At 69.6% G+C, this 22,347-nt stretch carries 22 protein-coding genes; 14 read left to right on the top strand and 8 right to left on the bottom strand.

Annotated features, from left to right (window positions below; translation table 11 throughout):
- Nucleotides 1-50 precede the first annotated feature (50 nt).
- Nucleotides 51-1,100, bottom strand: coding sequence for an NAD(P)-dependent alcohol dehydrogenase (locus OZ403_RS38480; RefSeq protein ID WP_268783106.1), 1,050 nt, complete (start codon nt 1,098-1,100; stop codon nt 51-53).
- 118 nt (nt 1,101-1,218) lie between these two features.
- Between OZ403_RS38480 and OZ403_RS38475 the strand changes: the two genes are divergently transcribed.
- Complete coding sequence (locus tag OZ403_RS38475; RefSeq protein WP_140796142.1) at nt 1,219-2,124, top strand: LysR family transcriptional regulator; 906 nt, start codon at nt 1,219-1,221, stop codon at nt 2,122-2,124.
- Between the two features lie 15 nt (nt 2,125-2,139).
- Here the strand turns inward: OZ403_RS38475 and OZ403_RS38470 are convergent, their stop codons facing one another.
- A complete protein-coding gene (locus OZ403_RS38470) occupies nt 2,140-4,212 on the bottom strand; it encodes a BTAD domain-containing putative transcriptional regulator (protein WP_140796141.1) in 2,073 nt (690 codons plus the stop codon).
- Between the two features lie 228 nt (nt 4,213-4,440).
- Here OZ403_RS38470 and mhpA point away from each other — a divergent pair, with 228 nt between their 5' ends.
- The 3 genes from mhpA (at nt 4,441) to OZ403_RS38455 (ending at nt 8,123) form a co-directional block, all read left to right on the top strand.
- Complete coding sequence (mhpA, locus tag OZ403_RS38465) at nt 4,441-6,021, top strand: bifunctional 3-(3-hydroxy-phenyl)propionate/3-hydroxycinnamic acid hydroxylase MhpA (protein ID WP_140796140.1); 1,581 nt, start codon at nt 4,441-4,443, stop codon at nt 6,019-6,021.
- 87 nt (nt 6,022-6,108) lie between these two features.
- A complete protein-coding gene (locus tag OZ403_RS38460) occupies nt 6,109-6,510 on the top strand; it encodes a BlaI/MecI/CopY family transcriptional regulator (protein WP_140796139.1) in 402 nt (133 codons plus the stop codon).
- Entirely contained in the window at nt 6,507-8,123 is a 1,617-nt protein-coding gene (locus tag OZ403_RS38455) for a transglycosylase SLT domain-containing protein (protein WP_268783105.1), read from the top strand. Before OZ403_RS38460 ends, OZ403_RS38455 begins: the two co-directional genes overlap by 4 nt.
- Before the next feature lie 19 nt (nt 8,124-8,142).
- On the opposite strand, the gene OZ403_RS38450 is transcribed toward OZ403_RS38455, so the two are convergent.
- Complete coding sequence (locus tag OZ403_RS38450; RefSeq protein WP_268783104.1) at nt 8,143-8,904, bottom strand: outer membrane beta-barrel protein; 762 nt, start codon at nt 8,902-8,904, stop codon at nt 8,143-8,145.
- A gap of 167 nt (nt 8,905-9,071) precedes the next feature.
- Between OZ403_RS38450 and OZ403_RS38445 the strand changes: the two genes are divergently transcribed.
- Complete coding sequence (locus tag OZ403_RS38445; RefSeq protein ID WP_161604949.1) at nt 9,072-9,245, top strand: hypothetical protein; 174 nt, start codon at nt 9,072-9,074, stop codon at nt 9,243-9,245.
- Between the two features lie 10 nt (nt 9,246-9,255).
- On the opposite strand, the gene OZ403_RS38440 is transcribed toward OZ403_RS38445, so the two are convergent.
- The gene (locus tag OZ403_RS38440; protein WP_140800486.1) at nt 9,256-9,906 is read right to left on the bottom strand and encodes a TetR/AcrR family transcriptional regulator; all 651 of its coding nucleotides are present in this window, start codon (nt 9,904-9,906) and stop codon (nt 9,256-9,258) included.
- Nucleotides 9,907-9,992: 86 nt separating this feature from the next.
- Here OZ403_RS38440 and OZ403_RS38435 point away from each other — a divergent pair, with 86 nt between their 5' ends.
- Both OZ403_RS38435 and OZ403_RS38430 read left to right on the top strand, forming a co-directional pair.
- On the top strand, nt 9,993-10,808 hold the full coding sequence (locus OZ403_RS38435; protein WP_140796135.1) for an alpha/beta fold hydrolase: 816 nt from the start codon (nt 9,993-9,995) through the stop codon (nt 10,806-10,808).
- A gap of 32 nt (nt 10,809-10,840) precedes the next feature.
- Nucleotides 10,841-11,827 carry an extracellular catalytic domain type 1 short-chain-length polyhydroxyalkanoate depolymerase gene (locus OZ403_RS38430; RefSeq protein WP_268783103.1) on the top strand — a complete coding sequence of 329 codons (987 nt, stop codon included), beginning with the start codon at nt 10,841-10,843 and terminating at the stop codon, nt 11,825-11,827.
- 12 nt (nt 11,828-11,839) lie between these two features.
- Here the strand turns inward: OZ403_RS38430 and OZ403_RS38425 are convergent, their stop codons facing one another.
- Complete coding sequence (locus OZ403_RS38425; protein ID WP_268783102.1) at nt 11,840-12,781, bottom strand: MBL fold metallo-hydrolase; 942 nt, start codon at nt 12,779-12,781, stop codon at nt 11,840-11,842.
- 88 nt (nt 12,782-12,869) lie between these two features.
- Here OZ403_RS38425 and OZ403_RS38420 point away from each other — a divergent pair, with 88 nt between their 5' ends.
- The 4 genes from OZ403_RS38420 (at nt 12,870) to OZ403_RS38405 (ending at nt 17,290) form a co-directional block, all read left to right on the top strand.
- A complete protein-coding gene (locus OZ403_RS38420) occupies nt 12,870-13,754 on the top strand; it encodes a LysR family transcriptional regulator (protein WP_268783101.1) in 885 nt (294 codons plus the stop codon).
- Nucleotides 13,755-13,848: 94 nt separating this feature from the next.
- Nucleotides 13,849-15,525: an isovaleryl-CoA dehydrogenase gene (locus OZ403_RS38415; protein WP_268783100.1), complete on the top strand. Its 1,677-nt coding sequence runs from the start codon at nt 13,849-13,851 to the stop codon at nt 15,523-15,525.
- A gap of 64 nt (nt 15,526-15,589) precedes the next feature.
- Entirely contained in the window at nt 15,590-16,411 is an 822-nt protein-coding gene (locus OZ403_RS38410; RefSeq protein ID WP_140796131.1) for an SDR family oxidoreductase, read from the top strand.
- A 114-nt stretch (nt 16,412-16,525) separates the two neighbouring features.
- Nucleotides 16,526-17,290, top strand: a complete 765-nt coding sequence (locus tag OZ403_RS38405) for a hypothetical protein (protein WP_268783099.1) — start codon at nt 16,526-16,528, stop codon at nt 17,288-17,290.
- A gap of 9 nt (nt 17,291-17,299) precedes the next feature.
- On the opposite strand, the gene OZ403_RS38400 is transcribed toward OZ403_RS38405, so the two are convergent.
- Nucleotides 17,300-18,493 carry a hypothetical protein gene (locus OZ403_RS38400; protein WP_268783098.1) on the bottom strand — a complete coding sequence of 398 codons (1,194 nt, stop codon included), beginning with the start codon at nt 18,491-18,493 and terminating at the stop codon, nt 17,300-17,302.
- 2 nt (nt 18,494-18,495) lie between these two features.
- Nucleotides 18,496-19,077 (bottom strand): hypothetical protein, encoded by a 582-nt coding sequence (locus tag OZ403_RS38395; RefSeq protein ID WP_268783097.1) that lies wholly within the window; start codon nt 19,075-19,077, stop codon nt 18,496-18,498.
- A gap of 50 nt (nt 19,078-19,127) precedes the next feature.
- Between OZ403_RS38395 and mltA the strand changes: the two genes are divergently transcribed.
- Nucleotides 19,128-20,363, top strand: coding sequence for a murein transglycosylase A (mltA, locus tag OZ403_RS38390; RefSeq protein WP_268783096.1), 1,236 nt, complete (start codon nt 19,128-19,130; stop codon nt 20,361-20,363).
- Here mltA and OZ403_RS38385 read toward each other — a convergent pair.
- On the bottom strand, nt 20,347-20,502 hold the full coding sequence (locus OZ403_RS38385) for a hypothetical protein (RefSeq protein ID WP_268783095.1): 156 nt from the start codon (nt 20,500-20,502) through the stop codon (nt 20,347-20,349). The genes mltA and OZ403_RS38385 overlap by 17 nt on opposite strands.
- Nucleotides 20,503-20,778: 276 nt before the next feature.
- Between OZ403_RS38385 and OZ403_RS38380 the strand changes: the two genes are divergently transcribed.
- Nucleotides 20,779-21,870, top strand: coding sequence for a 2-oxoglutarate and iron-dependent oxygenase domain-containing protein (locus OZ403_RS38380; RefSeq protein WP_140796126.1), 1,092 nt, complete (start codon nt 20,779-20,781; stop codon nt 21,868-21,870).
- A gap of 40 nt (nt 21,871-21,910) precedes the next feature.
- Nucleotides 21,911-22,279 (top strand): DUF2845 domain-containing protein, encoded by a 369-nt coding sequence (locus OZ403_RS38375; RefSeq protein ID WP_140878045.1) that lies wholly within the window; start codon nt 21,911-21,913, stop codon nt 22,277-22,279.
- Nucleotides 22,280-22,347 lie beyond the last annotated feature (68 nt).

The following is a 22,347-nucleotide window of genomic DNA, read 5'->3' as shown; positions in this document are numbered from 1 at the left end:
TTGCCTGGCGGCTGTTGTCCCGCGAGGTGGGAGCCGGAGCTCCCGGGCGGCTACTTCCGCAGACTCGCGAGGTCGATGACGAACCGGTACTTCACGTCTCCCTTCAGCAGCCGCTCATAGGCGTCGTTCACCTGCTGGATGGAAATCAGCTCGATGTCGGAGACGATGTTGTGCTTGCCGCAGAAGTCTAGCATTTCCTGTGTTTCCTGGATACCCCCAATCATCGAGCCCGAGAAGCTCCGCCGCATGGGGATGAGGGAGAAGGGGCGGACGTCGAGCGGCTTCTCCGGGGCGCCGACGAGGACCAGGTGGCCGTCCCGGCGCAGCAGCCGCAGGTACGCGTTGAGGTCGTGCTGCGCGGAGACGGTGTCGAGGATGAAGTCGAACCTGCCCGTCTGCGCGGCCATCTCCTCCTTGTTCGAGGACACCACGACGGCGTCCGCGCCCAGGCGCGCGGCGTCCTGCTTCTTGCGGTCGGTGTGGCTGAAGACGGTGACGTGAGCGCCCATGGCCTTGGCCAGCTTCACGCCCATGTGACCCAGCCCGCCCAGGCCCACCACGCCCACGCGCTGACCCGGTTGCACCTTCCAGTGCCGCAGCGGCGAGTACGTGGTGATGCCGGCGCACAGCAGCGGCGCGGCGGCGGCCGGGTCCAGGTTCTCCGGAATCCTCAGCGTGAAGGCCTCGTCCACGACGATGGCCTCGCTGTAGCCGCCCTGAGTTGCCGTCCGCCCGTCCTTCTCCTTGCCGTTGTACGTCTGGATGTTGCCCTTGTCGCAGTACTGCTCCAGGCCTTCCTGGCAGCTGGGGCAGGTGCGGCAGGAGTCGACCATGCAGCCGACGCCCGCCATGTCTCCGACCTTGACCTTCTTGACCTGGTCCCCCACGCGGACCACGCGGCCGATGATTTCGTGGCCGGGCACCATGGGGAACAGGGAGCCGCCCCATTCGTCGCGCGCCTGGTGCAGGTCGGAGTGGCAGACGCCGCAGTAGAGGATTTCAATCTGCACGTCGCTGGGGCCGGGCTCGCGGCGCTCGAACTGGAACGGGGCGAGGGGGGACTTCGCGTCCTGGGCGGCGTAGCCGCGAACGGGAATCATGAGGGGTGCTCTCCTGGCGCTTGAAGTGTTGTCACTGCTCGGCGGAACGGAATATGCGCCCGCTCTCGCTCGCGCGAAACAGGTGAAATCGGGACGCGCTGGTTAGGAAATCTTCACAATGGCCTTCACGCCGCTCAACGCCCTGAATGCCTTCCTGGTGGTAGGCCGCAAGCGCAGCTTCGCCGCGGCCGCCACGGAGCTGGGCGTGTCCGCGTCCGCGCTGAGCCAGTCCGTCCGGCAGCTGGAGACGCGGCTGGGCGTGGTGCTGCTCACCCGCACCACGCGCAGTGTGTCCCTCACGGACGCGGGCCGCCGCCTGCTGGAGTCCGCCGGGCCGCCGGTGGAGCAGGCGCTCGATGCCCTGAAGACGGCCACCGCCCAGCCGGGCGAGGTGTCTGGTTCGGTGCGTCTCACCGTGCCCACCGTCGCCGTCACGCCCGTGGTGACGCCCATCCTGGCGCGCTTCCTCCAGCTCCATCCGCGCGTGGAGGTGGACCTGCGCGTGGAGGACCGGCTGGTGGACGTGGTGGCGGAGGGGCTGGATGCCGGCATCCGCATGTCGGAGGCGCTGGAGCGCGACATGGTGCAGGTGCGCCTGTCGGGCGGCTTCCGCTTCGTCGTGGTGGGCGCGCCCGCGTACCTCAAGCGGCGGGGCACGCCCGAGCGGCCCAGGGATTTGCTGACGCACGACTGTCTCTGCATCCGCTCCGAGACGACGGGCTCCATCTACCAGTGGGAGCTGGAGCGCGGGCAGCGCAGCTGGCGCGTGCCGGTGCGCGGGCCGTTCATCAGCGCGCATTGGAAGGCGCACGTGGGGCTGGCGGAAGCGGGCCTGGGGCTCGCCTACGTGTTCGAGCCGTCCGTGGAGGCGGAGCTGGCGCGCGGCACCTTGCGCCTGGTGTTGGAGCCCTACGCGGCGCGTGTGGAGGGTTTCTTCCTCTACTTCCCCAGCCGCGCGCAGGTGTCGCCCGCCTTCCGCGCCTTCCTGGACGTGGCGCGCGAGGTGACGGCGGCACCTCGCTGAGCCGAGCCGGCCCGGCTACGCGGTGGGGATGTTGCGCACGCGGCCCCGCACGAGCGCAGCCTCGTCGGCGTGGCCCGTCTCGTCCAGCAGCGCGGCGGCGCGGTGATAGAGCAGGGCGGCTTCCAGGTGGCGCAGGGCGGCGGCCTCCGCGTTGGCGGCGGAGACGAGGAAGGGGGCCGCGCGGCGTGGCTCGTGGCCGTCCAGCCAGTGCTGGGCCACGACGACGGGCGCGGCGCCGCGCTGCTCCAGGGCCACGGCGAGCCGGCGGTGGAGCAGCGTGCCCAGCGCGCCGGGGATGCCCTGGCGCACCACCTCGAAGAGCAAGTCATTGGTGAAGCGCTCGCCCCTCAGAATCTGCGCGCCTTCCAGCTCCGCCACATGCGTGACGAGCGCCAGCGGGTTCATCTCCAGCACCTCGCTGGCCAGCTCCAGCGTGAAGTCCGTCTTCGCCAGCGCCGCCAGCCGGGCCACCAGCAGCGCGGAGGGGGACAGCCGCTCCAGCCGCTGCTGGATGAGCTGCTGGCCCCGGCCGGAGGCGGGGACGTGTTCGGGCCAGCCGCGTTCCAGGCCGCCGGTCTCCAGCAGGTACTTCAGTGTCTCGGTGATGAAGAGCGGGTTGCCGCCGGTGTGCCGCGTCACGTCCTGCACCAGCTTCTCCGCGCCGGGAAGCTCCAGGCTCTGGAGCAGCGCGCCCACCGCAGCGGAGCCCAGGGGCTGCAACTCCACCAGGATGGCCAGCCCCGCGGTCACCAATTGCTGGACGAAGACGGTGGCCTGGGGCGACAGCTCATCCGTCCGGTAGGTGTCGATGAAGCGCGGGAAACGGCCGCCGGGCTCGGGCGCGTGGCGGCGCGACAGCATCAGCACCGCGAACTCCGCGGTGGCGCTGTCCATGAACTGGAGGTCGTCGGCCACCATGGCGTCCATGCTGGCCGCGAGCTGGTAGACGAGCTGGCACTGCGCTTCCAGGAAGCGGCTGCGGTCGGCCTCGTCCGCCATGGGCGGGGGCAGGCCTTCCTGCCCGGCCTGGTCCGGCAGCAGGCGCGCCAGCTCGCGCCGCACCCAGCTCGGCAGGTTTGGATCGGGAACCCGGGCCAGCATCTGCCGCACCAGCCGCACGTGCGAGGAGTATGGCACGCTCTGTTCACCGGGCCGCGCCTCCAGCAGCAGGTAGCTGCCCCGCGACGCCGCGAAGTCATGGGCCAGGCGCGTCTTGCCCACGCCCGGCTCGCCAGAGATGAAGATGGTCTGCCCCGCCTCCCAGGCGGCCTCCATCCTCGCCCACTCGCGCTCGCGGCCCACCAGGACGGGTGGCCGGAGCACGGACAGGGGCAGCCGGCTCGTGGGTGGGGGCACCTGCTTGGGGGCGGGCGGGCCCCGCTCGATTTCGCGCGCCAGGGCCACCGTCTGCGGCAGCGGCGTGGTGTCCAGCTCCTCGCGCAGCAGGCGGCGGCACCGCTCGAAGGCGTTGAGCGCGGCCATTCGGTCGCCCGCCACGTAGTGCAGCCGCATCAGCCGGCGCCACGCTTCTTCCGAATACGGGTCCATGGTGAGGAGCTGCTCCACGAGCGCCAGCGCACCCGTCAGGTCCCCCCGCTTCTCCCGCGACTCCGACTCCGCCACGGCGGCCCGGCGGCGAAGCTTGTCCAATCGCTCACGCGCGCCTTCCAACCATGTTTGGAATTCCGAGCAATCTTCGTATTCCAGGGCGCCCAGGAGCACGCCATCCAGCATGAGGGCTTCCGAGAATCGCCCCGCGAGCACGTGGGCCTGGAGTTCGGCGGCGTCCGAGACAACGCCCTCACACAGCGAGAGGACGTCGGTGCCTTGCACCAGCTCCGAGCCGCAGGCGAGCCGCAGCCGGCGCAGCAGCTGTCGCATGTTGTTGCGCGCGGTCGTCTCCCCGGACTCTGCCCACAGGAGTCCGGCCAGGCGGTACTTCGGGTGAGGGCCTTCCAATGCCAGCCATGCGAGGACGCCCGCGGTCCGCCGCTCCAGCGGGATGCGTGTGTCGCCGACCCGGAGCCGGGCTTCGCCCAAGAGTTCCAGGTGAAAGCGTTGTGTATTTACCAGGCCGTCGGCTGCCATGTCCTCCGGGATTCCTCGCATGGGCGGGGCCCTAAGGTAACACGTCCGCCGAAAACCTCCGTCACGGGTAGGGATTGCCCCAGCAGTGACAATTTTTGCGTGTGGTTTTTCCGTCACACGGCAGCTCGCCGCTCTGAGCGGATGCTGATCCAGACTTCCGTACCCGTCACACCGTGGTCACACCTGATTCGTTATTAAAAATGCCAGACATTGCCCCGGGAGGCATCCATGGGTTGTGACAGTCAGCAGACGGACACGCAGGTGGACGTCATCATCAGCGGGTGTGGTCCGGTGGGAGCGTTGACGGGCAACCTGCTGGGTCTCATGGGTGTACGCACCTTGCTGCTGGAGCGGGACGTGACGCCGCACGGCGAGCCCCGGGCCTTTTCGTGCGACGACGAAGGCCTGCGCATCTACCAGTCCACCGGGCTGTTGGATTTGCTGCAAAGCAACATGCGGGAAAGCCGTTTCGCGGAGTACGTGGGCGGCACGGGCAAGCGCTTCGCGGAGATTCACACCGGCGAGACGGACTTCGGCTTCGGCCACACGCCGCTGTGGTTCTTCCACCAGCCGCTGCTGGAGGGCGCGCTGCGCGACGGGCTCAACCGCTTCGAGCACGTGGAGCTGCGCAAGGGCGTGAGCGTGGAGGCCGTGGTGCAGGACTCCGACGGGGTGACGGTGCGCTACCGCGATTCGCTCACCGGGGAGCAGCGCTCCATCCGCGCGAAGTACCTGCTGGCGTGTGACGGGGCGCGCAGCACCGTGCGCAAGGTGATGGGAATCCCGATGTCGGGACGGGCCTACGGCGAGCCCTGGCTGGCGGTGTCCGGCACCGTGGTGGACGGGGAGGCGCCGGAAATCTGCCGCTTCGTGTGCGACCCGAAGCGTCCGGCCTTCGTGGCCACCGGCGCGGTGAATCAGATTCGCTGGGAGTTCATGATGATGCCCGGCGAGACGCGCGAGCAGTTGGAGAAGTCGGAGACCATCGCCGAGCTCATCGCGCCGTACGTGGACCCCAAGCGGGTGCGCATCGAGCGGGCGCAGGTCTACACCTTCCACTGCCTCAACGCGGCGCGTTGGCGCCAGGGCAACGTCTTCCTGCTGGGCGACGCGGCGCACACCATGCCGCCCTTCATGGGCCAGGGCCTGGTGTCGGGGATGCGGGATGCGTCCAACCTGGCGTGGAAGCTGAAGCGCGTGCTGCACGGGCAGTCCTCCGCGTCGCTGCTGGACACCTATGAGCAGGAGCGCCGGCCGCACGTGGAGGCGGTGCAGAAGCTGTGTGTCCGGGTGGGGCACCTGTTCCTGGCGCGCAACCCCTGGGTGGCCTCCGCGCGTGACGCGCTGATGCGCACCCTTCAGCGCATCCCCCGGGTGCGCAAGTTCATCGAGGGCTTCGAGTTCAAGGAGGCCCCGGCGCACGCGAGCGGCTACTACTTCGGCGACAAGGGCGAGTACTTCATCCAGCCGCGCGTGAAGCTGCCGTCGGGTGAGGAGGTCCTGTTGGACGACACCCTGGGCAATGAGTTCACGGTGCTGTGCCGGGGCAACGCGCCGTCGGCGGAGCTGGAGGCGGCGCGTGAGTTGGCCGAGTCGCTGGGGGGCCGGATGCTGACGTTCCATCCTCCGGCGGAGGCCGTGGACGGCGCCGAGGAGGACGCGCCCACCTTGGTGGACGTCACCGGAAAGCTGGCGGACTGGTTCTCCAAGCGCGCCGCGGACGTGGTGGTGCTGCGGCCGGACCGGTTCGTCTACGGCGCGGTGCAGTCGCGGCGCCTGCCGGAGCTGCGGGAGGCGCTCGGTGTGTAGGGCCGGGTGCTCCGCCGGTGGAGAACTAAAGGGTTAGTTGATTTGAAACTAAGCCCTTAGTAGTTTGCGCGTCACGGAGGTTCGCTCGTGACTCGCAAGCCTGAGCCCGAAGTGGCTCCACGGCCGTTGACGCCGGTGGAGCTGGAGTTGATGCACATCGTCTGGCGCCTCGGTGAGGTGAGTGTGGCGGACGTGCTCGCCGCGCTGCCGCCGGAGCGCGCGCTGGCGTACACGTCCGTCTCCACGGTGCTGCGCATCCTGGAGCAGAAGGGCGTGGTGGAGAGCCGCAAGCAGGGCCGTGGCCACCTGTACTCGGCGGTGTTGCCGCGCGACGCCTATGAGGCGCAGAGCGTGCGCCACCTGGTGGAGACGGTGTTCGACGGCACGCCTTCCGCGCTGGTGGCGCGGCTGGTGGAGGCGGTGCCCCTGTCCGCCTCGGATGTGGACCAGCTCCGCAAGCTGCTCGACGCGAAGGGCCGCAAGCCGTGAGCGCCGTGCTGCGTGAGCTCGCGTCGCTCTATCTGACGCAGGCGCTGCTGCTCGCCGTGGCGCCGCCGCTGGCATGGCTGGCGTTGGCGCTGCTGGCATGGTTGGGGCGTCCCTTGTCGGCGCGGCAGTCCTTGAAGGTTGCGCGCGGCGTGTTGCTGCTCACGCTGGTGCTGCCGTTGTTGGCCGCGGCCGTGCACGCGCTGGTTCCCACCGGGCCCCGCTTCACCTTCGAGCGTTCCGTGGCGCGCCACGCGGGACGGCTGCCCGCGCCCTTGTGGGAGCCGCGTCCGGTGGCGGAGCCTGCGCGGGCTCGGGAGTCCGCGCCCGCGCTGCCTCCCGTGCTGCCCGCGGCGGCGCTGGCGCTCTTGGTGGGAGGAGGCGCCTTCATCACGCGGGCGCTCGTGCGGCACGCGCGCATGCTGCGCCAGTTGGAGTCGCTGCCCCGCGTGCGCGGCGTGGGGCGTGTCGCCGTGGTGCTGGGCGAGGCGGGCATGCCGGCCTTCTCCGCGTGGTTTCCTCGCGCCGGGCGTCAGCCCTCCGCGTGGGTGGTGGTGCCGCCCGCGCTGCTGGAGGACGCGGAGTCCTTCCGGCTGACGGTGCTTCACGAGCTTCAGCACCACCGTCAGCGCGACACACACCGGGCCTTCGCGCGGCTCGTCCTCACGGGCGCCTTCTTCTGGCATCCGGGCGCATATGCCCTGTCCCGGTGGATGGCCTCGCTCCAGGAGCTGGCGTGTGACGAAGCGCTGGTGGCCAGTGGCCGGGCCCAGGCGCAGGCCTACGCGCGGTGTCTGCTCCAGGCGGCCTTGTCGGTGCGGCCCGAGTCCTCCCTTCCCGCCGGTGTCACCGGCATGTCCCACCCCACCACCCGGAGAATCCAGATGCTCTTCCAGCCTCGTCCCGCCCGTGCCCAGGGTGTTTCCGCGCTCCTGGCCGCGCTGTGTCTCGTCCTGGTGCCGCTCGCGGCGCTGTCACAAGGCGTGGCGCAGGGCCGCGCGGTGACGCTCGCGGAGGCACAGGCGCTCGCCCGGTCCAGCCAGCCGGAGGGAGATTTGCCGGTGGTGGTGGACGCGCATGTGTTGGCGCGGCTCAACACGCTCACCGGTTCGGAGAAGGGACGCGCGTTCATGAAGCGCGCGCTGGCGAACCTGGTGACGCAGCGGGAGGCGCTCTCCGCGCCGCTACGTGACAAGGGGCTGCCCGAGGGGCTGCTGGCCGTGGCCGTCGTCGAATCCGCGGCGACGAACATGCCGGAGACGGATGGCCGGCCCTCGCTGGCACCGGGCATGCGTGGCGCGGGCGTGTGGATGTTCATCCCGGAGACGGCGCGGCGCTACGGGCTGGAGGTGAGCGACGCGCGGGACGAGCGGCTGGACGTGGCGCGTGAAACGGAGGCCGCCGCCTCGCTGCTGTCGGACCTGCACGCGCGCTATGGCGACTGGCGGCTGGCGCTCACCGCGTACAACCAGGGGGCGAAGAAGGTGGATGCGGCGCTGGTCGCGGGCGGAAGCCGGGATGCCACGGTGCTCGTCGACGCCGGGCATCTCAACGACTACGCCGCCACCGTGCAGGCGGGGTTGCTCATCCTGCGCAACCCGCACCTGCTGGACTGATGCGGACCGCGGGAGTGGCCTAGAAGCGGAACTGCATCCGCACGCCGCCGGACATCCAGGCGTGGACCGCCTTGTTGTCGATGCTCTCCGAGTCCGACTCGGAGATGTCGCCGAGGATGGGCACGTTCTTCGTCTCGATGCTGCTGGTCGCCGTCTGGTAGACGCCGGCCGCCAGCGACAGGTAGGGCCCGATGGAGAACGTGTCGTTGACGCGGTAGTCGGCGCCGGCCTGGACGGAGGCGAACTCGATGCCGCGGGCGCCCGTGCCGATGGTGGTCTCGATGTCTCCCTCGCTCGCGGAGATTTTCATGTTGAGCATCTCGTAGCCGATGCCCAGGCCCAGCCAGGGCATGAGCTTCTCACCCGCGCGGAAGTGGTAGGACGCGTTGATGCCGAAGCGCATCTGGCTGGCGGAGCAGCTGACTTCGGAGCGGCAGTCTTCAGCGAGGAGCACGGGCGCATACTGGAAGTGGGCGCCCAGGTAGACGTTCGAGTTGAAGAAGTAGCCCAGGTCCACCTGCAAGGGGATGGCGCCGCTGTACGCGTCACTCATCTTGGGGTTTTCACCCCGCTCGGAAGCCACGGCGCTTCCCAGCGGGAGGCTGTAGCCGGCGCGCAGACCCAGCGCGAAGCCCCGGTCCTCTTGCGCCTGCCCGATGTCCTCGGTGCTCTTGACCTCCTTGCGCCGGAAGTTGCCGTCTTTGCGCCAGTCCGCCGCGAAGGCGGGAGCGGACAGGGTGAGGGAGAGCGCCGTGAGCTTCCAGAGCATGCGAGTGGTCATGGTGAGGGTATCCAGCGTGAGGAAGGATTCGCCGTTGCGGTGGATGCGCCTTCTGACGCCAGCCTGCCTGGAAAATTCAACGGTCAGCAACCAACCGTGCAGCCGGGCCCTGTCGCGCGCGCGGGGCGTCCCTACCATGAAGAGACTTTCCCGTGGCATGGAGGCCGATGATGAAGGGGCTGCTCTACGTGGGACTGGGGCTGCTCGCGCTCTGGGTCGTGCTCACCGTGACTCGCGCCGTCGTGGGCGGCTTGCTGTGGGTCGTCCTTCTCGTGGGTATCGCCGCGCTGGCGGTGTACGCGTTCCAGGTGGCGTCCGGCCGCAGGCAGATGCGCGGTTAACCGCCCGGCCTCACGCGCCGGAGACGCTCCCCAGCATCCGCAGCGCCAACTCGGCGTGGGTCTTCGCCAGGGTCTCCACCGCGATGGGGCCGCCGGGTTCGAACCAGTGGGGGATGCGAGAGCCCATGCCGACAATCGCCGCGGCGGTGATTTCGGGATGGAGCGGGGAGAACTGCCCCTGGGCCATGCCGCGCCGGATGGCGTCAATCAACATGGCGTTGGCCTTGTCCCGCAGCGCTTGCGCGGGCGCCGCCAGCTCCGGCGACAGCGCGTAGAACTCCTCGTTCACCACCAGCGCGAGCTGCGGATGTTCCGCGTGGACGCGCGTGTGCGCATGAACCAGCGCGCGCACCTGGTCCGCCGGCGTGGGCTTCGCGCCCTGGAACGCGGTCTCCAACGCCTCGAAGTGGGCCTCGTGGCCAATGCGCACCAGCTCCGCGAGCACGTGGTCCTTGGCCGCGAAGTGGGCGTACAGCGCGCTGGGCCGCAGCTCCAGGGCCGACGCCAGGTCCCGAATGGACGTGTCGTGATAGCCGCGGCTCGCGAAGAGCTGCAGGGCCGTCTCCAGGATGCGTCGGCGCGTGCCTTCGGGGGGCGCCGCCGCCGTGGGGGGGAGGCGGGCGGCCGTGGCGCGCAGGCGAGAGCGGGGGGAGGTGCTCATGGGGTACTCTTGAAAAACGAACGTTCGTTCATGTAGCTTCGGGCCTGCGGTTCGACACGCTTCCTACCTGAATCTGGGGTCCGAACATGCCGTTGCTCCAGTTCGAGGCGCTCTCCCTCTACTTCGAGGAATCGGGTGAGGGCACCCCTGTGCTGCTTCTTCACGGCCTTGGCTCCTCAGGCCGGGACTGGGAGTCCGTGGCACCCAGACTGACGGGCCGCCATCGCGTCATCGTTCCCGATGCGCGGGGCCACGGACGCAGCGGAAAGCCGCCGGGCGCCTATGGCGTGCCGCGCTTCGCCCGGGACATCGCCGGGCTGTGTGACGCGCTGGGACTCACCGGCGTCCACGTGGTGGGCCTGTCCATGGGCGGGATGATGGGGTTCCAGCTCGCGGTGGACCGGCCGGAGCTGGTGCGCAGCCTGGTCATCGTCAACAGCGGGCCGGAGCTGGTGGCGCGCACGCTGCGCCGCAAGTTCGAGTTCGGGCTGCGCCTGACGCTGCTGAAGTTGCTGGGGCCCTCGGTGCTGGCGAAGGTTCTGGCGCCCAAGCTCTTTCCCAAGCCCGAACAGGAAGCGCTTCGTCAGCGCGCGCTGGAGATATTCAGCGCCAACGACCCGGACGCGTACCTGCGCGCGACGAAGGGGTTGGTGGGGTGGAGCGTCATGCGGCACCTGGGCGGCATCACCTGCCCGGTGCTGGTGCTCGCGTCCGACAGGGACTACACGCCCGTGTCCACGAAGCAGGCCTACGTGGACCTGCTGCCGAACGCGCGGCTCCAGGTGTTGAGTGATTCCGGCCATGCGTCACCGCATGACCAGCCCGACAAGGTCGCCGAAGCCGTGGAGGCCTTCCTGGCCGGAGTCGAGGACGCCGCGGTGGATGCGCGGCAGCCGGGCTGAGCGCGGTTCCCCCACCCCGAAGGAGTCAGCCAATGAAGCGGAACACTGTCGCGTGCTCGCGCACGTGGTTGTTGCTGCTCGCCGTCCTCACGCTCACCGCCGCTGCGCCCGCACGCGCCGGCACCTGGGTTCATGGCATCGAAGGGACCCGGGGCTTCCAGCTCTGGGTGCCCACGGGGTACCAGGCCGACACGCCGCTGCCCCTGGTGGTGGCGCTGCACGGCTGCTTCCAGAACCCGAGCCAGTTCGCCGGCCTCTCGCGCCTCAACGAGAAGGCGGACGCCGAGAAGTTCCTGGTGCTGTACCCGAACCAGGCGACGTTCGCGAACCCCACGCAGTGCTGGAACTTCATGCTGGTGCTCAACCAGACGCGGGGCCACGGTGAGCCCGCGCTCGTTGTGGGCATGGTGGAGCAGGTGAAGCGGCACTACGCGGTGGATGCGCGCCGCATCTACGTGGGCGGCGTCAGCTCCGGCGCGGTGCTCACGGGGACGCTGTTGGCCTGCTACTCGGACGTGTTCGCCGCGGGGATGATTGGCGCGGGGGCCATGTACAAGGCGGCCACCACGATTTCGGGCACGGGCTTCGCCATGCTCTTCGGCAGCATCTACCACCCGGATGACCGGGGCCGGGACGCGTGGGTGTGCTCGGGCCGTCCGCGTCACACGGTGCCGGTGCTTGTCGTGCACGGGACGAAGGACAGCGTGGTCGACTCCGTCAACGGCCGGCAAGCGGTGCGGCAGTTCCTGCAGACCAGTGACTACGGCGATGACGGCGTGGCCAATGACAGCATCCGTCCGGTGGCCACGCAGGTGACGCGCGCGACGGTGCCCGGCGGGCGCGGGTACACCGTGGAGGACTACGTCTACGGTGGCTCGCTGGTGGCGCGGCACATCGAAATCCAGGGGATGGACCACGCCTGGCCCGGTGGGGATTCGCGCTATCCCTTCGCCGACCCGTCCGGACCGGACGGCACCAGCATCATGTGGGACTTCTTCCGGCAGCACGCCCGGAACTGAGGCACCTGCGCGTCAGTGTTGGTGGCCCAGGCGCACCTCGACCTCGGGGTGTGCCTGGGCGAACGCGCGCAGCTTCTTGAAGCTCACCGTGGCCCGGTTCGCGTCGTTGTTGAACGAGCCGGGCTCCACGTCGTGCTCCCAGCCCCAGCGGGTGTGGCTGATGTCCCCCGCGAGCAGCACCGGGCCCTTCGTGGAGCGCACCAGGTACGCGGTGGTGCCGGGCGTGTGGCCGGGCAGCCAGAGCGCCCACACGGAGCCGTCCCCGAAGATGTCCACCGCGCCGTCGAACAGGCCGGCGTCCTCCCGCGCGTAGGTCCACTCCGACAGCGGCGGCTTGCCGGCCAGGGCCCGGTCGCTGTTGCCCTGGACGACGATGTTCACGAAGGCGCGGTCGGAGGCTTCACCCGGTCCGGTGTAGACGGGCGTCCCGGCGGGTACGTCCGCCATGCCGGTGATGTGGTCCGGGTGCAGGTGCGTGAGGAACACGCCCGCCAGCGGCTGTTGCTGCTTCGCCAGCCACTCCCCCAGCGGCGCGTGCACCGTCATCTTCTCCATGTTCATGGCGCTGGCGACGAGCCCGCGCATGGCGGCCTTCTCCGGCGCGTCCCGCAGCGCCGTCTCCACGCCAGTGTCGACGATGAAGAGGCCTTTCTCCGGGTGGCGGAGGGCGTGGAAGAAGACCTGGACGGGCTCGTCCTCGTCCTTCAGGCTCGCCGCCTTCGCGGTGGGGTGGTCCAGGTTGATGAGGCCTCCGCGCTCCACCGCCCAGTCGCAAGAGACGACCGTTTCCAGCTCCACCGGGCCGGGTTGCGCCAGCATTGGCAGCAGCTCCGAAGAGGGGCGCGCCTTGCCGAGGGAGGAGGGCTGCACGCCGTGTGAGGTGACGGCGCAGCCCGTGAGGGCGGCGGTGACGAACACGGTGGCGAACGAGAGGGCGAGGGAACGGTTCCGCATGGTGGGGCTCCTGCACGTCGAGACAGGCGCAAGGTAGCGATGCGAGAATGGATGGAAAATGGCGATTCAGGCATGAGGTCATGCATTCATGGATATCTCCTGGGATGACGCGCGGCTGTTCCTCGCCATCGCGGAGACGGGCAGCTTCAGTGGGGCGGCGCGGCGGCTCCGCATCGGTCAGCCCACGGTGAGCCGGCGGCTGGCGGCGCTGGAGTACGCGGTGGGCGCCTCCTTGTTTCGCCGAGGCGTGGACGGCGCGGTGCTGACGGCCGCGGGCGAGCGGCTGGTGCCTCCGGCCAAGAAGATGGCGGAGTGGGCGGGAGAGCTGCACCGCGCGGCGGAGTCGTCGGACACGTCGCCTCGGGGCCTGGTGCGGGTGACGGCGGCGCCGTACATGTGCTTCGACTTCCTCGCGCCCTTCTCAGGGGCGGTGGCGAAGAAGTACCCGGGGCTGCGGTTGGAGGTGCTCTCCGGGATTCAGTACCTGGACCTGGGGCGCGGCGAGGCGGACCTCGCGCTGCGGGCCCGGTGCCCGCCGAACGCGGACTTGAAGCGCGTGTATGGGGTGCAGATTCGCAACGCCGTCTTCGTGGCGAAGTCGCTCAAGGCGAAGCTGCCCAAGCGGCCCGCGCTCCAGCAGATTCCGTGGGTGGCCTGGGCGCCGCCGTTCGATGCGACGCCGCCCAATCCCCAGCTGGAGTCCATCATCCCCGGCTTCTCGCCCGTGTTCACCGCGGACAACTACCTGGTGATGCTGGCCGCGGCCGAGGCGGGCGTGGGGGCCATGGTGCTGGGCGACCTGCGGCACCGCTTCGTGCGGGAGCGGAGCCTCGTGCCACTCGACGTGGATCTGGGGCCCTACGCCACGAGCGAGCTGCACCTGGTGTGCGCAAAGTCTGCGCTCGACATACCGCGTGTGCGGAAGGTTTCGGAGCTGCTGGTCGAGGAGCTGGAGCAGGCGAAGAAGCGGTGACACGCCGCATCCGCCCCTCGGGTTGCGATGGCCTGCCGCGCGTGTTCACGGTAATCCAGGGGAACAGGGCACTGTCCCCAGGAGGACCTTCACCATGACTGAACGCAACGCCATTGCCGCCGGTTTCCTCACGCACGAAGTCACGAACCAGCCTCCACCGCTCGTGTACGACGCGTGGACGACGGACACCGTGCTCCGCGAGGTGGTGGCCCGCGAGGGCGGCGGCTGGGCGGAGGCCGACCTGGCGAAGTACGGCCCCGTGGTGGGCGGGGAGATGCAGCAGCTGGCGTTCCTCGCCAACGAGAACAAGCCCAAGTTCCGGCCCTTCGACCGCTATGGCAACCGCCGTGACGAGGTGGAGTTCCATCCCGCGTACCACCGGCTGATGGAGCTGGGCATGGCCCACGGCGTCTCGGGTTTCGCCTGGCGCAACGAGGACAAGCCCGGCGCCCACGTGGCGCGCATGGCCCTCTTCTATCTGCACAATCAGGCGGACCAGGGAACGAGCTGTCCGCTCACGATGACGTACGCGTCGGTGCCCGCGCTGCGCCACCAGCCGGAGGTGGCGATGGAGTGGCTGCCGCGCGTGAGCTCGGCGTCCTACGACAGCCGCTTCATCCCCGCCGCGCAGAAGTCAGGCGCCACCATTGGCATGGGCATGACGGAGAAGCAGGGTGGCTCCGACGTGCGCACCAACACCACCAAGGCGCACCGCATGGGTGAAGGCCGTGGGCCCGGTCAGCCCTACGCGCTGGTGGGCCACAAGTGGTTCTTCTCCGCGCCCATGAGCGACGCCTTCCTGGTGCTGGCGCACGCGGAGGGTGGCCTGTCGTGCTTCCTGATGCCGCGCTTCACGCCGGACGGCGCGCTCAATGCCATCCGCGTCCAGCGGCTGAAGGACAAGCTGGGCGACTGGAGCAACGCCAGCTCGGAGGTGGAGCTGCACGGTGCCTACGCGGTGATGGTGGGCGCGGAGGGCCGCGGTGTCCCCACCATCCTGGAGATGGTCGCGCTGACGCGGCAGGACTGCATGATTGGCTCCAGCGGGCAGATGCGTCAGGCGCTGGTGCAGGCCATCCACCACACGCGCCACCGCGTGGCGTTCGGCAAGCGGCTCATCGACCAGCCGCTGATGCGCAACGTGCTGGCGGACCTGGCGCTGGAGCTGGAGGCCCATGTCGCGCTCACCGGGCGCGTCTCCCGCGCGGTGGACGCCACGCCTCGGGATGAGAAGGAGGCCGCGTTCTGCCGCATCGCCACGGCGGTGGGGAAGTACTGGGTGTGCAAGCGCACGCCCTCCTTCGTCAACGAGGCGCAGGAGTGTCTGGGCGGCGCGGGCTACGTGGAGGAGACGAACCTGCCTCGCCTGTACCGGCAGGCCCCGCTCAACTCCATCTGGGAGGGCAGTGGCAACATCCAGTGCCTGGACGTGCTGCGCGCGGCGTCGCGCGAGCCGGCCAGCCGGGAAGCCCTCTTCGCCGAGCTCCTGGCCGCGCAGGGCGGGCACCCCGCCTACGACGAGGCCACCGCGCGGCTGGACAAGGAGCTGGCCAACACGGACTCGATGGAGGCGCGCTCGCGCACCATCGTGGAGGGGTTGGCGCTGGCGCTCCAGGCGTCGCTGCTGATTCGTGCGGGCAACACCGCTGTGTCGGATGCCTTCTGCGAGTCCCGCCTGGGCGGGGCGCATGGACAGACGTTTGGCACGCTACCGGCCCACGCCCCCATGCAGATGCTCATCGAGCGCGCCTTCTCCGAGGAGGCGAAGTGATGGGGTCCCTCGCCAAGGTGGCGCTGCGGAAGCCATACGCCCGTTCGTGATAGGAGAACACCCCATGTCCAATCTCCAGGGAAAGACGCTGTTCATCTCCGGTGCCAGCCGTGGCATCGGCAAGGCCATTGCCCTCCGCGCTGCCCGGGATGGCGCCAACATCATCATCGCCGCCAAGACGACGGAGCCGCACCCCAAGCTCCCCGGCACCATCTACACGGCGGCGGAGGAAATCGAGAAGGCGGGTGGCAAGGCGCTGCCCTGTGTCGTGGACATCCGCGACGAGCAGCAGATTGCCGCCGCCGTGGCCAAGGCGGTGGAGACCTTCGGCGGCATTGACATCCTGGTGAACAACGCCAGCGCCATCAGCCTGACGGGCACGCTCGAGACGCCGATGAAGCGCTTTGACCTGATGCACGGCATCAACACGCGTGGCACGTATGCGTGTTCGCAGGCGTGTATTCCGTACCTGAAGAAGGCCAGCAACCCGCACATCCTCAACAACTCGCCGCCGCTCAACATGGAGGCGCGCTGGTTCGCGCCCCACGTCGCGTACACCATGGCGAAGTTCGGCATGAGCATGTGCGTGCTGGGCATGGCGGAGGAGCTGCGCTCGGACGGCATCGCGGTGAACGCCATCTGGCCGCGCACCGTCATCGCCACCGCGGCGGTGCAGAACCTGCTGGGCGGGGATGAGACCATCCGCGGCTGCCGGACGCCGGAAATCATGGCGGACGCGGCCTACGCCATCCTCACCAAGCCGAGCCGCGAGTTCACCGGCAACTTCTGCATCGACGAGGAGGTCCTCCGCGGCGTGGGCGTGACGGACTTCGACAAGTACCAACTGGTGCCCGGGGCGGAGCTGCTCCCCGACTACTTCATCTGAGTCTGCATCGCCCCAGCCCGTCCTCGCGCGCGGAGTCGCTGTAGCCCGCGCGAGGGCGTGGCATGCTCACGGCCCTTGTCAGGGGCGCCGCGCGCGCCGAGGGGGCTGTCTTTCATGAACAGGAAGTGGTTGGGATTGGGTGGCCTGGTGCTGGGCTGCTGGTGGTCGGGGTGTGCCACGTCTTCGGGCACGTCGTCCGCGCCGCAGGGCTCTCGGTCGGGACCCATTGAGCTGGACCTGCCCGGTGAGCGCTCCGCGGCGGCCACCGTGGCGCCTTCGGGAAAGGCGTGTCCGGATGACATCGCGGACGAGCCCGCGCTGGAGGACAAGGCCTACGAGGGGCGCGAGGCGCGCACCTGGCATGCGAACGTAGACCTGCTGAGTCCGCGGTCCGAAAGGGACCCCATTCCACGGGACTTCCACAAGCAGTTCACGCTCGCCAGTGGTCCCCTCGACCTGGTGGTTCATCGACACACGACCGACGAGGGCAAGCCGAGTCCCTGGGTTCTGGTCACGCTGGCCCGGCCTTTCGAGGGCGGCCACTGCATCGTGAGCTCCTGGGGGCTGGGCGGTATGGAAGGGAAGGCGTCGCTCGTGGACACCTGGGCGGCGCAGGATGGCAAGCACGCCATCTTCCTGATGAAGCTGGCGCCGACCGAGGACTCCCTGGCGAACAACACCCGCTGGGTGGTGTTGGGCACGGATGGCCGCCGCGCGTGGGCGGCCCTGGGCACGCCTCCGGAGCACCATCTGCTGGTGCCGTCGGTGAAGCTCTTCCCGAATGGGAAGGACCTCTACGTGGACATCCAGCAGCGCTACCTCACGCGGCTGCGCCTGGGCGCGGACGGGCGCTTCGTCGTGCCCGCCCCGCCCAACTGAGCGGCGACGTCAGGGCGCTCCGAAGAGGGAGACCTCTCGGAGCGTGCTGATGCTCTGCTTGAAGGGAGGCGGCCCGCCGTTTGGAAGCGGCTTCCCGAACCACACGCGCACCTCGCGGACCTCGGGCACGTCCACCGGCAGCTCCAGCCGCACATAGAGCTCCTGGCTACCTGAGTCCGAGTTCGTCTCGTCCAGGTAGGGCCCGGAGGTAGGGTCGGGAAGCACGGGGCTCGTCCTCAGGAGCTGCCAGTCATTCCCGTCCACCGAGCCCTCCACGTGCAGCACCTGCTCGGGAGGTCCCACCACCCGGGCACCCCGGATGACGACCTGCCGGGGCCGCAGAGGCTGGGGCAGGATGAGGGTGAGCTCCGTGGCCAGTGCTTGAGGCGGCCCCGGGACGTTGACGGCCTCGAGCCGGCCATCCGTGAAGGGGCAGGGGCTCACGACGTTCCGGCCGCCGCGGCAGTCCGCGCCACGGCTGATGGGCACGCGTCCTTCGAATGGCAGCCGGAAGGGCGGGGCGTCGTGGACGGCGAAGTAGTAGAGCGACGTGTGGACCCAGACGCGCGCGCCCGAGGAGAAGGCCTGGACGTGGGCGTGTCCGTCCGTGAAGTCCTCGAGGATTTCCGGGCCCAGCCAGGGCGCTTCCTGCTCGCCGGTCCGAATGAGCCACGCACGTCCCGTGGGGCCGCGCGCCTCCACGAAGTAGTCGGGCTCGGGGATGTCCGCCACCTGCGGCATGTCATCCCACGCCAGCATGACGCCGCCTGGGGCCTCGGCCGCTCGCACGTTGCTGTTCCAGAGGCGCAGGGGCGGCGCGTCCGAGTCCCGGTTGAGTTCCATGGCGATCAGGTCCCTGCCACCGTCCGCGCGCGGTGGCAGCAGGAGCTGGAAGGCATTGGGTGCTGCCCAGGGGATGGGACGCACAATCTCGTCCGCGCCGGTCTCCCTCGCGGTGAGGCGGTGGAGGAAGAGGCCGTCCGCGTCGGGTGTCACCTCGGCCCAGGGCTCGAAGCGCACGCGGGGCGGTGCATTCGCTGGGACGGGAACGGGCAGCGGGCGGGTGAGGAGGAGCGGCCCTCCTCGCCAGGGCGAGCCATCCGCTTCCTGCGCGGTGCCGGAGAGGAACACGGGGTCATCCGGCTCTATCGCGCACGCCAGGAGCGACAGGCACAGGGGGAGCAGGGGCCTGAGGCGAGTCATGGTCAGAAGGTCCCCTTCGCGCCGAGGGTGGGCAGGATGACCGGCACGTCGATGGTGCTGACGCGCAGCTTGTCGATGGCTCCCGTGGAGGCCTCCTCGAAGCCGTACTTGCGGCTGATGACCTCACTGCGCGCGGTGACGTTGAAGACGTCCAGGTAGACGTCGAGCACGAAGTTGTTGAAGGCCCAGCTGTGGGAGGCGCGCACGTCCAGCCGGAAGAAGGGCGGCAGGCGCCCCACGGCGTCGCGGCTCACGGGCCGCCACTCCGGCGTGCCGTCCTCCGTGGTCCCCGGCTGCATGGTGCGGTAGCCGAACTGGCCGCTCTCCGGACGGCCGGTGTTGAAGTGCGCCACCGCGCCCACGGTGACGAAAGGGAAGCGGTAGCTGAGCGCGGCCTTGAACGTGTGGGCCTGTTCGAAGGCGTAGGGCAGGTAGCCCTCGGCCTGGCCCACTTCTTCGCCGTCGGGGCCCACGCGCGCGTAGCGTTCGAAGCGCTGGCTCTGGTTGATGCCGTAGGTGGCCCGGGCCGCGAAGTCGGTCGGCCACGGCCGCTGACGGCTGGCTGCTCGCTCATTCCGGCACACGCCAGTCCCCATTCGCGCACCGGGGCAGGTGCGATAGGTAGAGGAGCCACATGGACATGCGGCACCTCCGAATCCTCCTGCTGTCGGCGCTGGGGCTCCTCGCCTCGGCCTGTCCGAGCCCCACCCGCGCTCCCGTCACCAAGCCCGAGGACGCGCTCGTCGGCCTGTCCCGCAAGATGGAGCCCCGGGACGACGGCGACGTCGCGTCCCTGCGCACCGCCGTCGCGGAGAGCCTCGTGTGGCTGCGCAGCCGCCCATCCGACCATCGCTTCATCTACGGCGCGCGGCAGGTCACCATCGCCGAGCTGCGGACCGCCCTGGAGCGCCTGCACGCGCGGCTTCGCGAGGACCTCACGCAGGAGGCTCTGTGGGCCCTGGTCCTGGAGGACTTCGAGCCGCTGGAGGCCGCCGGAGGCGAGGACGGCCAGGTGCTCTTCACCGGCTACTACGAGCCCACCATCGAGGCGAGCCTGACGCGCACGGACGTGTACAACGTGCCCATCCACGGGCCTCCGTCCGACTTGATTGAAGTCCCACTGGAGTCCTTCGCGGAGCGCTTCAAGTCAGAGCGAGTCTTCGGCCGGCTCGACGGGCGGAAGGTGGTGCCGTACTGGTCGCGCGGGGACATCCGTGGGGGGCGGCTCAGCGGACGAAAGCTGGAGCTGGCATGGGCCAAGGACCCGGTGGCGCTCTTCTTCCTGGAGGTGCAGGGCAGCGGCTCACTGCTGTTGCCAGATGGGAGCCTGCGCCGCATCGGCTACGCCGCGTCGAATGGGAAGCCGTACCGCAGCATCGGCTCGCTGCTCATCCAGGAGGGCGCCATCCCCAAGGAGGAGATGTCGATGCAGGCGCTGCGCGCGTGGCTGGCCGCGAATCCTCAGCAGTGCCACCGGGTGCTCGACCATAACGAGTCCTACGTGTTCTTTCGCTTCCTCAACACCGCGTCGGTGGGTTCGCTCGGGCGGCCGGTGACGGCGGGGCGCTCCATCGCGACGGACGCGCGGCTGTTCCCCAAGGGCGGCCTGGCCTTCATCCACACCGAGCGCCCGGTGCGCATGGCGGATGGCTCCGTGCAGTGGAAGCCGCTGTCGCGCTTCGTGCTCAACCAGGACACGGGCGGGGCCATCCGGGGCGCGGGGCGGGTGGACGTCTTCTGGGGCGCGGGCCCGCAGGCGGAGCTGGCGGCGGGGATGATGAAGCAGAAGGGGCGGCTGCTCTTCCTCGTCCCCCGGCCCGGCCGCGCCGCGCCCCTGGTGGCACCGGTGCCCGTCACGCCCCCGAAGTAGCCTTGCCGGCGAACGTCACCGGGATGCCCAGCTCCACGGGTTCGTCCATGAATATCTTGAAGGCGCCCGCGTCGGTGTTGCTGCGCGCCATGCTCTCTCCGACGGTACGGACCTCTCCGATATACAGCGGGCTTTCCATCGCGGGGTTCTCCTTGTGAGAGGAAATACGTCCCCCCATGTGAAGCCTGGTTGCCGCCGCGCGCGACTGCCCTTGGGGACGAGGGAGCGGGGCCTGGCACGGGAGCAGGGAGGGGGGCAGGGGCTTTCCGCCCGCCACCGAGAGACGCAGGTGGCACGCATGCGCCCAAACCGGGCAGTATGGCACCCGTCTCCCTTGTCACGGGTGGCCTGTGCACACCCTGCCCGGCGCGGATGCCGGTGTGGCGCCGTGGGGAGAAGACACGAGGCACCTGGGATGAGCAGCGACGTGGCGGAAACGAAAGACGGAGTGGTTCTTCTCGACTATGCGCAGCTCGCGGCGGGCGCGGACCTGAGCGCCGCCATCGAGCGCGCCTACGGGCATGACGGCATTGGCCTGCTCGTCGTCCGGGGCATTCCCGAGCTGGCCGAGCTGCGCGACAACCTGCTGCCCCTGGGCTTCCGCTTCGCCGCGCTGCCCACCGAGGTGAAGGACCGCTACGTCCACGCGCGCAGCAGCTACTCGTTCGGCTGGAGCCACGGGAAGGAGCTGCTGCGCCCTGGCCAGTTCGACGAGTTCAAGGGCTCGTACTACAACAACCCGCAGTACGACGTGCCGCACACCGACGCGGCGCTCATCGAGAAGCACCCGGAGAACTACCACCCCAACGTGTGGCCGGAGGCGGACTTCCCGGAGCTGCGGCCCGCCTTCATGGCGCTGGGCCAGCGGATGGTGGACGTGGGCGTGCTGGTCGCCGAGCAATGCGACAAGTACGTGCAGTCCAGGCTGGGCAGCCGCCTGGCACCGGACGCGGCGCTGGCTCGGACGATTCGCGATTCGCGCGCGTGCAAGGCGCGGCTGCTCTACTACTTCGCCATCAACGAGGACGCGACGCCGCGCACGCGGGACTCGTGGTGCGGCTGGCACAGCGACCACGGCTCGCTCACGGCGCTCTGCCCGGCCATGTACTTCGAGGCCGAGCCGGGCGCGCAGGAGCCGGCGCGCAAGGACATCCCGGTGCCTGACCCGGAAGCGGGCCTGTACGTGCGCACGCGGACGGGCGAGGAGCGCAAGGTCGTCATCCCGAAGGACAGCCTGGCCTTCCAGATTGGCGAAAGCTCCCAGATTGTCACCGGCGGGCTGCTGCGGTCCACGCCGCACGCGGTGCAGGCGCTGGCCCATCCGGCCAGCCGCAACATCTCACGCGCCACCTTCGCGGTGTTCATGCAGCCGGACAATGACATGCACCTGCGTCCGCCGGAGGGCGTGGACCCCGCCGAGCAGAAGGTGGGCGCCTTCCAGCCTGGAATGACTTTCGGCGATTTCGCCAAGGCGACGTTCGCGAAGTTCTACAACCCCTACGCGTAGCGTGCTCCGCCCCCGCGGACATCCTGCCCCTTTGACCTGAATGGAGAGGAGACAACTCATGCGTGCTCTCGGATTGGCGGTCGTGCTTTCAATGGCCGGGGTGCCGGTGGCGGCGGAGGCGGCCTCGCTCCGCTGTGGCCAGGCGCTGGTGGCGGATGGGGCGCTCAAGACCGAGGTGCTCGCCAAGTGCGGGGAGCCGGCGGCGAAGAACTTCCGCACGGTGACGGACTCGGCGGGCTCGGTGACGCCGGACAGGAATACGGGGGGCGTCACGACGGAGCGGCGTTCCGTCACCCGGGAGTACGAGGAGTGGACCTACAACTTCGGGCCGCGCCGCTTCATGCAGGTGGTGACGTTCGAGAACGGCCGCCTCATCGACGTTCAGAGCGCGGGCTACGGCAGCGAGTAGCCGGGCCGGGATGTGCCACCCGGACGGACAGTGATAGCCTCCCGGTTCCACTGCTGGAGCTGGGGGCC

Origin of the sequence: Myxococcus sp. NMCA1, from assembly GCF_026810205.1 — a bacterium.
GTDB lineage: Bacteria > Myxococcota > Myxococcia > Myxococcales > Myxococcaceae > Myxococcus > Myxococcus xanthus_A.
This window is presented reverse-complemented; position numbering and strand designations above follow the sequence as displayed.

Coding starts and splice junctions, on each gene's coding strand:
- OZ403_RS38480 (WP_268783106.1), bottom strand. CDS start 1,100: ATGATTCCCGTTCGCGGCTACGCCGCCCAGGACGCGAAGTCCCCCCTC.
- OZ403_RS38475 (WP_140796142.1), top strand. CDS start 1,219: ATGGCCTTCACGCCGCTCAACGCCCTGAATGCCTTCCTGGTGGTAGGC.
- OZ403_RS38470 (WP_140796141.1), bottom strand. CDS start 4,212: ATGGCAGCCGACGGCCTGGTAAATACACAACGCTTTCACCTGGAACTC.
- mhpA (WP_140796140.1), top strand. CDS start 4,441: ATGGGTTGTGACAGTCAGCAGACGGACACGCAGGTGGACGTCATCATC.
- OZ403_RS38450 (WP_268783104.1), bottom strand. CDS start 8,904: ATGACCACTCGCATGCTCTGGAAGCTCACGGCGCTCTCCCTCACCCTG.
- OZ403_RS38445 (WP_161604949.1), top strand. CDS start 9,072: ATGATGAAGGGGCTGCTCTACGTGGGACTGGGGCTGCTCGCGCTCTGG.
- OZ403_RS38440 (WP_140800486.1), bottom strand. CDS start 9,906: ATGAGCACCTCCCCCCGCTCTCGCCTGCGCGCCACGGCCGCCCGCCTC.
- OZ403_RS38435 (WP_140796135.1), top strand. CDS start 9,993: ATGCCGTTGCTCCAGTTCGAGGCGCTCTCCCTCTACTTCGAGGAATCG.
- OZ403_RS38430 (WP_268783103.1), top strand. CDS start 10,841: ATGAAGCGGAACACTGTCGCGTGCTCGCGCACGTGGTTGTTGCTGCTC.
- OZ403_RS38425 (WP_268783102.1), bottom strand. CDS start 12,781: ATGCGGAACCGTTCCCTCGCCCTCTCGTTCGCCACCGTGTTCGTCACC.
- OZ403_RS38420 (WP_268783101.1), top strand. CDS start 12,870: ATGGATATCTCCTGGGATGACGCGCGGCTGTTCCTCGCCATCGCGGAG.
- OZ403_RS38415 (WP_268783100.1), top strand. CDS start 13,849: ATGACTGAACGCAACGCCATTGCCGCCGGTTTCCTCACGCACGAAGTC.
- OZ403_RS38410 (WP_140796131.1), top strand. CDS start 15,590: ATGTCCAATCTCCAGGGAAAGACGCTGTTCATCTCCGGTGCCAGCCGT.
- OZ403_RS38405 (WP_268783099.1), top strand. CDS start 16,526: ATGAACAGGAAGTGGTTGGGATTGGGTGGCCTGGTGCTGGGCTGCTGG.
- OZ403_RS38400 (WP_268783098.1), bottom strand. CDS start 18,493: ATGACTCGCCTCAGGCCCCTGCTCCCCCTGTGCCTGTCGCTCCTGGCG.
- mltA (WP_268783096.1), top strand. CDS start 19,128: ATGGACATGCGGCACCTCCGAATCCTCCTGCTGTCGGCGCTGGGGCTC.
- OZ403_RS38385 (WP_268783095.1), bottom strand. CDS start 20,502: ATGGAAAGCCCGCTGTATATCGGAGAGGTCCGTACCGTCGGAGAGAGC.
- OZ403_RS38380 (WP_140796126.1), top strand. CDS start 20,779: ATGAGCAGCGACGTGGCGGAAACGAAAGACGGAGTGGTTCTTCTCGAC.
- OZ403_RS38375 (WP_140878045.1), top strand. CDS start 21,911: ATGGAGAGGAGACAACTCATGCGTGCTCTCGGATTGGCGGTCGTGCTT.